Here is a 10,523-nt window from a genome sequence, read left to right as displayed (position 1 = left end):
GATCCGCGTGACGGCCCGCTCGCGCCGCGACGGCCGGTCGTCGCCCCGCTCCCTTCGGAGCCGCTCGAGACCGCGCCGCACCCGGCGCGTGCGCGCCGCGACGTGCTCCTCGTGGCGGCGGAGCCCGAGGAGCAGCGGCACCAGGAAGCCGAAGCGGATGAGGGTCAGCACGACCAGCGTGAGGACCCCGTAGGCGACCGCGCGCCCGACGCCGAGGTCGGCCTCGTGCACCTCGTCGATGATGTCGCGGAGCTCCAGCCCCATCACGAGGAAGACGCCGTTCTCCAGCAGGAACAGCACGGTGCGCCAGTTCAGGCGCTCGTTGATCCGCGACTGCGCCGACAGCGTCGACGCGCTCCGGTGGCCCGACCAGATCCCGGCGGCCACCACCGCGAGGACGCCGGACGCCCCGACCTCCTCCGCGGGGATGAAGGCGACGAACGGCACGGCGAAGGAGATCGCCGTGTCGAGGACCGGGTCGTCGAGCCGCCGCCGCACCTCGGTCGTGATGACGCCCACGACGATGCCGATCACGAGGGCCCCTACCGCTGACAGCACGAACCCGCCGGCCGCCTGCCAGAGGTCGACGGACGCGCCGACCGCCGCGATCGATGTGCGCAGCAGCACCAGCGCGGTGGCGTCGTTGACGAGGCCCTCCCCCTCGAGGACCGTGACGAGGCGGGGCGGGAGCCCGAGCCGGCGCGCGATGCTCGTGGCGGCCACGGCGTCAGGCGGACTGACGACGGCGCCGAGGGCGAGGGCGCCGGCGAACGACAGGTCCGGGAACAGGGCGTAGAGCAGGAGGCCGATCCCGAAGGCCGACACGAGCACGAGCACCACCGACAGGCTGATGATCGTGCGCAGGTTCCGCCGGAAGTCCACCAGCGGCACCGTCACGGCCGCGCCGTAGAGCAGCGGCGGAAGGACGCCCGCGAGGATCAGCTCAGGCGGCACCTCGACCGGAGGCACCCCCGGGAGGTAGGACACCCCGACCCCGACGAGCACCAGCACCAGCGGCGTGGCGACGCGCAGCCGTCGCGCCAGCAGCGTGACGGCCACCAGGGTCGCGATCCCGGCGACGCCCAAGCCCGCGTAGTCCATGCTCCGAGGCTATCCCGACGTGAACGCGGGGCCGGGCGGCCTCATCCGCGGGCCCCGCGGTGACGCGGCGACCCGGCGACGCCGCGTCAGTACCAGTTCTTGAGGACGCTGTGCGCCTTCGCTCCGCACGGGGACCCGTAGCGCGAGTCGATGTAGCCGAGGCCCCAGGTGATCTGCGTGGCCGGGTTCGTCTGCCAGTCGGCTCCGGCGGACGCCATTTTGCTGCCGGGCAGGGCCTGCGGGATGCCGTACGCACCGCTGGGATTGTAGGCGTTCACCCGCCAGCCGGACTCCTTGGTCCAGAGGTAGTCGAGGCATGCGTACTGGTCGTCGCCCATGCCCTGGGACGCGAGGATGCTGCGGGCGATGCCCTTCGCGCTGCCGGGGTCGGGGATGGCGATCGCCCCGCCTCCCGAACCGGAACCCGGCGACTTCGCGCTGGAGCCGGAGCCGCTCGACGGCGCGGGGGTCTCGACGGGCGGCGGCGGGGGCGGCGGGGCCGCGACGGACTCGAACCCGGGCTCGATCTCGACCGCCGTGTCGGCGGAGGCGACCGTGAGGGTCTGCGCGTCCGCCCGCGCGAGCTGCGCGACCGTGGTCTGGTACTCCTGGTACTGCGGGTTGGCGACGGCGCCGGACGTGGGATCCACGACGTTGACCAGCATGAACGCGGCAGCCGCGCCGAACGCGATGGTGGGGGCGGCCACGCGGGAGAATCCCGAGCGGCGTCGAGGGACGGCCCTCGGAGCGGCGGTGAGCGGCTGGCGAGGAGCGAGGTCGTTCGTGTGTCTACCCATGGCTCCGCACGACTTTACCCAACCGTTACCCGGATGGCGACTCCCGGACCGGATCGGGGGCGTCCTGTCAGCAGGATCGGATGGGGAGGAGCGCAGCCGTGGTCAGCGCACGGCGTTCATGACGTCGATCACGGCGTCCAGGAGGAGGTCGACCTGGGCCTCCCGGTAGCCGCCGCGGCGCGGGTGGAACGCCACCGTGCGCACGTCGTCGACGCTCATGGGCTTGGTGCCGCGGAAGTACTTGGCGACCCGGTCCGCGAACCGGTCGACCTCGCGGCGGTCGTACCCGGTGGTCAGGAACCCCGCCCGGTCGAAGCGCTCCCCCGACGGCCGGCTGACCCGGTCGAGGATCTCCTGGGCCGCGCGCCGCGCCTCCGCGTTCCATGCCTCGGCCCCGACCCGGGCGATCGTGCGGTCGCGTTCCCGGACGGCGAACGCGTCCTCCAGGCGCTCGAGGACGCGGTCGACGGCGGCGGCCGAGTAGCCGCCGCGGCGCATGTCGAAGGACACCCGCCGGATGGTCTCGGAGGTCAGCGACCGGTCGGCCTCGTCGTCGTAGCACCGCCGCGCGTCGCGCAGGAAGGCGTCGACCTGGTCCGGGTCGTAGCCGCGCTCGCGACGCCCGGCGGTCGGGAAGGTGGTGGTCATCCGGGACATCCTATGAGGAAGCGCCCGTGACGATGAGGAACAGCGCATAGGCCACCGCGGCCGACGGCAGGACCGAGTCGAGGCGGTCGAGGAACCCGCCGTGGCCCGGCAGCCAGGAGCTGATGTCCTTGACGCCGAGATCGCGCTTGATGAGCGACTCGGCGAGGTCGCCGAGCGTCGCGGTCACCACGATCACGAGGCCGAGGACCACGCCGAACCACCACTCCTGCTGGATCATGAACAGCGAGAGCAGGATCCCGGCGAGCACCGCCGCGACGACCGCGCCGGCGAACCCCTCCCACGTCTTCTTGGGGCTGATGGTGGGCGCCATGGGGTGCTTGCCAAAGTTGAGCCCCGCGACGTACGCGCCTGTATCGCAGCACACCACGAGGATGAGGAAGGCGAGGGTCCACCACTCGCCGCCGTCGCCCGCGGTGAGCAGCACGGCGAACGATCCGAGGAGACCCACGTAGGCGAGCAGGAAGAGGCTCGAGCCGATGTCGCCGATGGCCGCACGCGCGGGCGTCCGCCTGGCGGGCACGGCCTGCTCCACCAGGCGCCACAGCGCCACGAAGGCCATCGCACCGAGGAGACCCAGCCACTGCCCGTCCGGCCGGCCGTAGTAGGTGATGGGCATGAGTGCCACGACGGCGATGACCGAGCCCACCCGGGGCACGCGACGACCCGCCTGGCGGAGCGCCGTGGCGAGCTCGTACGCGGTGAACGCCACGAGCGCGACCGCGATGAGCAGGAAGAGCTGCTTCACGACGACGAGGCTGACGAGCACGAGCCCGCCGAGGAGCAGGCCGACGCTCACCGCGAAGAGGAGGTTGCGACCCGTGCGCGCGTTGATGCGGTCGTTCGTCGCCTCGAGCGACGCGCGGGTCGCGCGGACCTGGGCGGTCAGGTCCGCCCGGGTCGCCTGCACCTGCGCCTCGAACTCGGCGCGCGTCACGCGGCCGCGATGCCTGCGGACCCGCGGAGCGCCGTCGGGCCCCGACGCGGGCGGCACGACGGGCGCCCGCTCGGCGGGATCCTCGGGGCTGGCCACCTAGACCTCGAGGAGTTCGGTCTCTTTGCGCTTCAGCGCGTCGTCGACCTGGTCGGTGTGCGTCTTGGTGAGGGCCTCGAGCTCCTTCTCGCCGCGCGCCACCTCGTCGTCGCCGACCTCGCCCTTGAGCGCGTCGAGCTCGTCCTTGGAGCGGCGGCGGATGTTGCGGACGCTCACGCGCCCCTCCTCGGCCTTGCCGCGGACGATCTTGACGAACTCCTTGCGGCGGTCCTCCGTGAGCTCGGGGAGCGTCAGGCGCACCATCTCCCCGTCGTTGCCGACGGTGGCGCTGAGATTCGGGACGTTGACGAGGGCCTTCTCGATCTCCTTGAGGGCCGTCTTGTCGTAGGGCGTGACGATGAGCGTGCGCGCCTCGGGGTTGTTCATGCTCGCGAGCTGGCCGAGCGGCGTGGGGCTGCCGTAGTACTCGACCATGACCTTCTGGAAGAGGGCGGGGTTGGCGCGACCCGTGCGCACGCTCCCGAAGTCCTCCTTCACGGCCTCGACGGCCTTGCCCATCCGGTCTCGGGCATCTGCGAGGACTTCGGCGACGGTCACGGGTTCTCCTTCGGTAGCGCGGGCGCGATGGGCGCCCGGTCGATCTTAACGCGGATGGGGAGGCGCTCCGGCCGCGACCCGGCCCGTCGGGGCCGGCGGCGGAGCGCCCGTCGTCAGTTGGAGACGATGGTGCCGATGCGCTCGCCCCGGATCGCGCGGGTGACGTTGCCGCCCGGCTCCATCCCGAAGACGACCATCTTCATGTCGTTGTCCATGCAGAGGCTGAAGGCGGTCGAGTCGACGACCTTGAGACCGCGCTGCAGGGCGTCCTGGTAGGTGACGGTGTCGAGGAGCGTCGCCGCCGGGTCCGTGCGGGGATCGCCCGTGTAGACGCCGTCGACGCCGTTCTTGGCGACGAGGACCTCGGTGGCCGAGATCTCCAGGGCTCGCTGCGCGGCGACCGTGTCGGTGGAGAAGTAGGGCAGACCGGCGCCGGCCCCGAAGATCACGATGCGGCCCTTCTCGAGGTGGCGCACCGCGCGGCGCGGGATGTACGGCTCGGCGACCTGGGTCATCGAGATGGCCGACTGGACGCGCGTGGCGGCGCCTGCCTGCTCGAGGAAGTCCTGCAGGGCGAGGGCGTTCATCACCGTGCCGAGCATGCCCATGTAGTCGGCGCGGCCGCGGTCCATCCCGCGCTGCGACAGCTGCGCGCCGCGGAAGAAGTTGCCGCCGCCGACCACGATCGCGACCTCGACGGTCTTCGCGGCCTCGGCGATCTCGCGCGCGAGGGCGCTGACGACGTCCGGGTCCACGCCCATCTGGCCGCCGCCGAACGACTCCCCGGAGAGCTTGAGGAGGACGCGGCGGGTGGTGGTCTGATCGGTCATTGGTGTTCCCGTCTTCGCGTTCCGGTCGCCGGATCCGGCCCCGGTCCAATCTACTGTGACGCCCGGTGGTGTCGGCGGCTCGCGCGGCCGACCGGCCCGGACATGGAGAAGGGAGCCCGGGTCGCATGCGACCCGGGCTCCCCGTCGTGGTGCTAGGCGCCGACCTTGAAGCGGGCGAAGCCCGTGACCGTGAGGCCAGCGGCCTCGACGACCTTCTTCACGGACTGCTTGTTGTCCTTCGCGTAGTCCTGCTCGAGGAGCGCGACCTGCTTGAAGAACCCGGTGAGGCGACCCTCGATGATCTTCGGCAGGGCGGCCTCGGGCTTGCCCTCGTTGCGCGAGATCTCGGTGACGATCGCGCGCTCGGCCTCGACCTTGTCCGCCGGGACGTCCTCGCGGGCGAGGTACTCCGGGTTGGCGAAGGCGATGTGCTGGGCGATGCTGCGCGCGGTCTCCGCGTCGGATCCGCTGTAGTCGACGACGACGCCCACCTGGGGCGGGAGGTCCTTCGACGTGCGGTGCAGGTAGATCTCCTGGTGCTCGCCGGAGAGGCGGGCGACGCGGCGGAGCGCGATCTTCTCGCCGAGGATCGCGGCCTGGTCGCTGATCAGCTGGTCGACCGTCTGCTCGCCGGCGGGGGCCTGGAGGGCCTCGTCGACGGTGGACGCGCCGGCCGCGACGACCGCGGCGAGGACGGACTCGGACAGCGCGATGAACTTGTCGTTCTTGGCGACGAAGTCGGTCTCGCACGCGAGCTCGATGAGGGTGGCGGCGCCGTCCTTCTCGCCGGCGGCGACGAGGCCCTCGGCGGTGGAGCGGTCGCCGCGCTTGGCGTTGCCCTTCTGGCCCTTGAGACGCAGGATCTCGATGGCCTTCTCGATGTCGCCGTCGGCCTCGACCAGCGCGTTCTTGCTGTCCATCATGCCGGCGCCGAGGCGGTCGCGCAGCTCCTTGACGTCAGCGGCGGTGAAGTTCGCCATGCTCGTGGACTCCTTCTGTAGGTGATGATCCGGGGGTCTCCCGGAGGTGAGTGCCCGACGGGCGGACGCGGTTCCCCGCGCCCGCCCGTCGGGATGGTGCGTGTGCTCGGACTACTCGGAGACGGGCGCCTTCTCGGCGTCCGTGGCCTCGGCCTCGATCTTCGCCTCGGTGGCGTCGTCGGACTCGGGGGCGTGCGCGGGGGCGGGGACCTCGTCCTCGGACTTCGCCTCGTTCTTGGCGGAGACCTCGGCGTCGACGTCGTTCTCCTCGACGGGCAGCGCGGCCTTCGCGGCGTCGCCCTGCTCGAGCAGCTCGCGCTCCCAGTCGGCCAGCGGCTCGGCGGGCGCGGAGCCCTCCGCGTCGGGCTTCTGGTGGCGCTGGATGAGGCCCTCGGCGGCGGCGTCGGCGATGATGCGCGTCAGCAGCGCGACGGAGCGGATCGCGTCGTCGTTGCCCGGGATCGGGTACTGGACCTCGTCCGGGTCGCAGTTGGTGTCGAGGATGCCGATGACGGGGATGCCGAGCTTGCGCGCCTCGTCGATCGCGAGGTGCTCCTTCTTGGTGTCCACGACCCACATCGCCGACGGCGTCTTGGTCAGATTCCGGATGCCGCCGAGGCTCTTCTCCAGCTTGTCGCGCTCGCGACGCTGGATGAGGAGCTCCTTCTTGGTGAAGCCGCGCGTCGTGTCGTCGAAGTCGACGAGGTCGAGCTCCTTGAGGCGGTTCAGGCGCTTGTGCACGGTCTGGAAGTTGGTCAGCAGACCGCCCAGCCAGCGCTGGTTCACGTAGGGCTGGCCGACGCGCTGCGCCTGCTCGGCGATGGACTCCTGCGCCTGCTTCTTCGTGCCGACGAAGAGGATGGTGCCGCCGTGGGCGACGGTCTCCTTGACGAAGTCGTACGCCTTGTCGATGAGGGCCAGCGACTGCTGGAGGTCGATGATGTAGATGCCGGAGCGCTCGGTGAAGATGAAGCGCTTCATCTTCGGGTTCCAGCGCGTCTTCGGGTGACCGAAGTGGACGCCGCAGTCGAGCAGCTGGCGGATGGTGACGACGGCCATGGCCGTACTCCTGTTCCGGCGCGCGCTGTCGCGGCGCGCCTCGTCGGTTCGCTCGGCGGTCGGGACGACCGCTGATCCTGGTGCCCGGCGCGCATCCGCTCCTCGGGCGACAGGGATCATCGCCGTGAGGAGACCGAGTGGATGCGGCGGCCTGATGGGCACGCGTAGTCACCCGACCTGGATCGGGTGCTGCTCGATGCTACCACCCGCCGGGCGAGCGGCAGGGCGACGCGACGGATCAGGAGCGCGCGGCGTCCTTGCGCTTCTTGGGCTTGTCGACGAAGAGCGTCTCGGCCTCCTCGAGCGACATGCCGTTGGTCTCCGGGATCCTCGTGAGCACGAAGACGAACGAGAGCGCGGCGAAGAGGGCGTACATGCCGTAGGTGAAGGGAAGCGAGAAGGCGGACAGCGCCGGGAACGACACGGTGATGACGAAGTTCGCGATCCACTGGGCCATCGCGGCGACGCCGAGCGCCTTCGCGCGGATCCGGTTCGGGAAGATCTCGCCGAGCAGCACCCACACGAGCGGACCCCACGACGCGCCGAAGCCGATGACGAAGACGTTGGCCGCGACGATGGCGATGACGCCGAAGGGCTGCGGCAGGGACACCTCGCCGTCCTGGGTGAACGACTGGCTGAAGCAGATGGCCATCACGGCGAGGGACACGGCCATGGCGAGCGAGCCGGACAGCAGGATCGGGCGGCGGCCGATGCGGTCGACGAGCGCGATGGCGATGAAGGTCACGGCCACGTTCGTGACGGCCGTGATGACGGAGGTCGTCAGCGACTGCGACTCGTCGAAGCCGACGGCCTGCCACAGGGTCGTGGAGTAGTAGAAGATCACGTTGATGCCGACGAACTGCTGGAACACAGACAGGATGATGCCGATCCAGACGATGCCCTGCAGGCCCAGCTTGTTGCCGCGGAGGGTGCCCGTGCGCTTGGCGACGCGGTCCTCCTCGATCTGGCGCTCCAGGTCGCGGCTCGCGCGGTCGATGTCCTCCTGCTTCCAGACGCTCGCGAGGATGTCCTGCGCCTCGTCCTTGCGGCCCTTCTCCACGAGGTAGCGCGGCGACTCGGGCAGGCGCCAGGCCAGGAAGCCGTAGATCACGGCGGGGACGGCGCACACCAGGAGCATCCAGCGCCAGGCCTCGAGCCCGAGCCAGAACTCCTCCGACGCGCCGCCCGCCGCCCCGGCGAACACGGCGTCCGAGAGGAGCGCGGTGAAGATGCCGAGCGTGATCGCGAGCTGCTGGAGCGAGGCGAGGCGGCCGCGGAGCAGCTTGGGCGAGATCTCGGCGATGTAGGCCGGCGCCACGACGGACGCGATGCCGATGCCGAGGCCGCCCACGATGCGCCAGATGGTGAGGTCCCAGACGCTGAAGGCGTACCCGGAGCCGAACGCGCTGACGAAGAAGAAGCCGGCGCCGATGATCATGGTCCAGCGGCGGCCGATGCGGTCGGCGATTCGGCCCGCGAGGTACGCGCCGAGCGCGCAGCCGAGCAGGGCGCTCGCGACCGCGAAGCCGATGAGCGTCTCGCTCAGCTCGAACCGGCCCTGGATCGCGGAGACCGCGCCGTTGATCACCGACGAGTCGAACCCGAAGAGGAAGCCCCCCACCGCGGCCGAGACGGCCAGGCCGATCGCGCGTCGCTGGAGCTTCTTGTCATCCCGGGGGGTCGTCGTCTCGTTCACAACGGACCACTCTGCCACTTCTCCGGCGGGGTGGCTGCCCGGCGCGGATCCGGCGTCGCAGGGGGCATCATGCGGCCGACCGGCGCACGGGACGCGGCCGCCGGAGAGGGAGGGCGCATGCGCGGCGGGGATGCACGGCGGAGGGCTTGCGCGGCGGCGCTGGCGATCGGGCTCCTGGCTGGGACGGGTGCACCGGGGCTCCCGGAGCGGGCCACGGCGGGGGTCTGGCCCGCGGACGCCGCGTCACACGCGACGCCGCGCTGGGCCTGGCCGGTGGATCCGCCGCACACCGTCACCCGGCCGTTCGAGGCGCCGGCCACCCCCTACGGGCCGGGCCACCGCGGCATCGACATCGCGGTCGAGCCGGGGGCGGAGGTGCGCGCTCCCGCGGACGGGACGGTGTCCTTCGCCGGGGTGGTCGTCGACCGGCCGGTCGTGAGCGTGCAGCACGCCGACGGCTTCGTGTCCTCGGTGGAGCCGGTCGTCCCGCTGGTCGCAGCCGGCGATCACGTCGTCGCCGGGCAGGTCATCGGCACGCTCGCCGCGGAGCCGCGGCACGAGCCGGACGGCGGGCTGCATCTCGGGGCGCGCCTGCACGGCGCCTACGTGGATCCGGCGCTGCTGCTCGCCGCCCTGCGGCACGCGGTGCTGCTGCCGCTGGATCCGTGACGCCGGCGTCGGGCCGCACGCTGCCGGGTCCGCGCGGCGCTCGTCCCCCGCTTCGTCCCCCGCCGCATCCCCCGGGGACGTGCGGATCAGGCCCTCGGGTGCGCGCCCTCGTAGCTGCGGCGCAACCGCTCGACGGAGACGTGCGTGTAGATCTGGGTCGTCCCGAGGCTCGCGTGTCCGAGCATCTCCTGCACGGTGCGGAGGTCCGCTCCCCCGTCGAGCAGGTGCGTCGCCGCCGTGTGCCGGAGGGCATGCGGCCCCTGCGGTCCCGAGCCGGGGATGTCCCCCAGGAGGGAGGCGACGAGACCGTACACCGCGCGCGCGCCGAGCCGGCCTCCGCGCGCGCCGAGGAACAGCGCCGTCCCGGTCCTCGACGAGACGACGCGCGGGCGGCCCCGCGTGACGTAGGCGTCGAGCGCCTCGGCTGCGGGCACGCCGAACGGGACGACGCGCTCGCGATCGCCCTTGCCGATGACGCGGACGGTGAGCCGGGACGCGTCGACGTCGGCGAGCTCGAGGCCCGTGAGCTCGGACACGCGGAGGGCGGACGCGTACAGCAGCTCGATGACGGCGAGGTCCCGGAGCGCGGCGGGGTCGTCCTCGGCCGCCCGGGCGGCCAGGCCGGCGAGGAGCCCGGACATCTGCTCACGCGCCAGCACCCGCGGGAGGTGCGCACCGGCGCGCGGCGCCTTCAGCCGCACGGCCGGATCCGCCTCGACGCGTCCTGTGCGCAGCAGCCACGCGCCGAATCCCCGCACGGCGGCCGACCTCCTGGCCAGCGTCGCGGGAGCGAGCCGCGCCTGGGATCCCCGCCACAGCCAGTCGCGCAGCACCTCGAGGTCGAGGCCGGCGGACGTCGTGACGCCCTGGCGCGCCGCGTGCGCCGCGAGGTCGCGCAGGTCGGAGGAGTAGGCCCGCACCGTGTGGGCCGCGCTCCCCCGCTCCCGGTCCATGGAGGTCGCGAACGCGGCGATGTCGGCCTCGAGCGGAGTCGCCACCCGAGCGCCGCGTGGGGGCTGCGGCCGCTCCGCCGTGCCGCCCGCACCGTCGCCAGCCTGCACCGTGTCCATCCCGGAAGGCTACGTCGAGCCGCGCGCCGCGGACGTCGGCGCGCGGGCGCGGCGCGGAGCGTCG

General features: G+C 72.2%; 11 protein-coding genes. 1 reads left to right on the top strand and 10 read right to left on the bottom strand.

Translation table 11 applies throughout. The features are described 5' to 3' along the window. From DZG00_RS07485 to DZG00_RS07445, 9 genes are all read right to left on the bottom strand, one after another. Window positions 1–1,101 (bottom strand): cation:proton antiporter (locus tag DZG00_RS07485; RefSeq protein WP_199689800.1); only part of this gene is annotated, 1,101 nt, incomplete at its 3' end. Between the two features lie 86 nt (window positions 1,102–1,187). After that, on the bottom strand, window positions 1,188–1,808 hold the full coding sequence (locus tag DZG00_RS07480) for an aggregation-promoting factor C-terminal-like domain-containing protein (RefSeq protein WP_375342495.1): 621 nt from the start codon (window positions 1,806–1,808) through the stop codon (window positions 1,188–1,190). A gap of 192 nt (window positions 1,809–2,000) precedes the next feature. Further along, window positions 2,001–2,546 carry a DivIVA domain-containing protein gene (locus DZG00_RS07475; protein ID WP_119382079.1) on the bottom strand — a complete coding sequence of 182 codons (546 nt, stop codon included), beginning with the start codon at window positions 2,544–2,546 and terminating at the stop codon, window positions 2,001–2,003. Between the two features lie 10 nt (window positions 2,547–2,556). Then, window positions 2,557–3,597, bottom strand: a complete 1,041-nt coding sequence (locus DZG00_RS07470; protein ID WP_119382078.1) for a phosphatidate cytidylyltransferase — start codon at window positions 3,595–3,597, stop codon at window positions 2,557–2,559. Next, the gene (gene frr / locus DZG00_RS07465) at window positions 3,598–4,116 is read right to left on the bottom strand and encodes a ribosome recycling factor (protein WP_045929184.1); all 519 of its coding nucleotides are present in this window, start codon (window positions 4,114–4,116) and stop codon (window positions 3,598–3,600) included. Window positions 4,117–4,268: 152 nt separating this feature from the next. Then, window positions 4,269–4,985 carry a UMP kinase gene (gene pyrH / locus DZG00_RS07460; protein ID WP_119382077.1) on the bottom strand — a complete coding sequence of 239 codons (717 nt, stop codon included), beginning with the start codon at window positions 4,983–4,985 and terminating at the stop codon, window positions 4,269–4,271. A 152-nt stretch (window positions 4,986–5,137) separates the two neighbouring features. Then, the gene (gene tsf / locus DZG00_RS07455) at window positions 5,138–5,965 is read right to left on the bottom strand and encodes a translation elongation factor Ts (RefSeq protein WP_119382076.1); all 828 of its coding nucleotides are present in this window, start codon (window positions 5,963–5,965) and stop codon (window positions 5,138–5,140) included. A gap of 111 nt (window positions 5,966–6,076) precedes the next feature. Continuing rightward, window positions 6,077–7,024: a 30S ribosomal protein S2 gene (gene rpsB, locus DZG00_RS07450; protein ID WP_119382075.1), complete on the bottom strand. Its 948-nt coding sequence runs from the start codon at window positions 7,022–7,024 to the stop codon at window positions 6,077–6,079. A gap of 238 nt (window positions 7,025–7,262) precedes the next feature. Further along, window positions 7,263–8,738, bottom strand: a complete 1,476-nt coding sequence (locus DZG00_RS07445) for a sugar porter family MFS transporter (RefSeq protein WP_199688985.1) — start codon at window positions 8,736–8,738, stop codon at window positions 7,263–7,265. Window positions 8,739–8,993: 255 nt separating this feature from the next. Between DZG00_RS07445 and DZG00_RS07440 the strand changes: the two genes are divergently transcribed. Beyond that, on the top strand, window positions 8,994–9,389 hold the full coding sequence (locus tag DZG00_RS07440) for a M23 family metallopeptidase (protein ID WP_233549160.1): 396 nt from the start codon (window positions 8,994–8,996) through the stop codon (window positions 9,387–9,389). 86 nt (window positions 9,390–9,475) lie between these two features. On the opposite strand, the gene DZG00_RS07435 is transcribed toward DZG00_RS07440, so the two are convergent. Further along, on the bottom strand, window positions 9,476–10,459 hold the full coding sequence (locus tag DZG00_RS07435; protein WP_119382881.1) for a tyrosine recombinase XerC: 984 nt from the start codon (window positions 10,457–10,459) through the stop codon (window positions 9,476–9,478). Between the last annotated feature and the right edge of the window lie 64 nt (window positions 10,460–10,523).

This window comes from Clavibacter lycopersici, assembly GCF_003576405.1.
GTDB classification, from domain to species: Bacteria; Actinomycetota; Actinomycetes; order Actinomycetales; family Microbacteriaceae; genus Clavibacter; species Clavibacter lycopersici.
Note: the sequence above shows the minus strand (reverse complement) of the source record. Positions and strands in the feature narration are given on the sequence as shown.

What these genes read in the sequence shown, in the direction of transcription:
- DZG00_RS07475 (WP_119382079.1), bottom strand. Translation starts at nt 2,546, where the DNA reads ATGACCACCACCTTCCCGACCGCCGGGCGTCGCGAGCGCGGCTACGAC.
- frr (WP_045929184.1), bottom strand. Translation starts at nt 4,116, where the DNA reads ATGGGCAAGGCCGTCGAGGCCGTGAAGGAGGACTTCGGGAGCGTGCGC.
- pyrH (WP_119382077.1), bottom strand. Translation starts at nt 4,985, where the DNA reads ATGACCGATCAGACCACCACCCGCCGCGTCCTCCTCAAGCTCTCCGGG.
- tsf (WP_119382076.1), bottom strand. Translation starts at nt 5,965, where the DNA reads ATGGCGAACTTCACCGCCGCTGACGTCAAGGAGCTGCGCGACCGCCTC.
- rpsB (WP_119382075.1), bottom strand. Translation starts at nt 7,024, where the DNA reads ATGGCCGTCGTCACCATCCGCCAGCTGCTCGACTGCGGCGTCCACTTC.
- DZG00_RS07435 (WP_119382881.1), bottom strand. Translation starts at nt 10,459, where the DNA reads ATGGACACGGTGCAGGCTGGCGACGGTGCGGGCGGCACGGCGGAGCGG.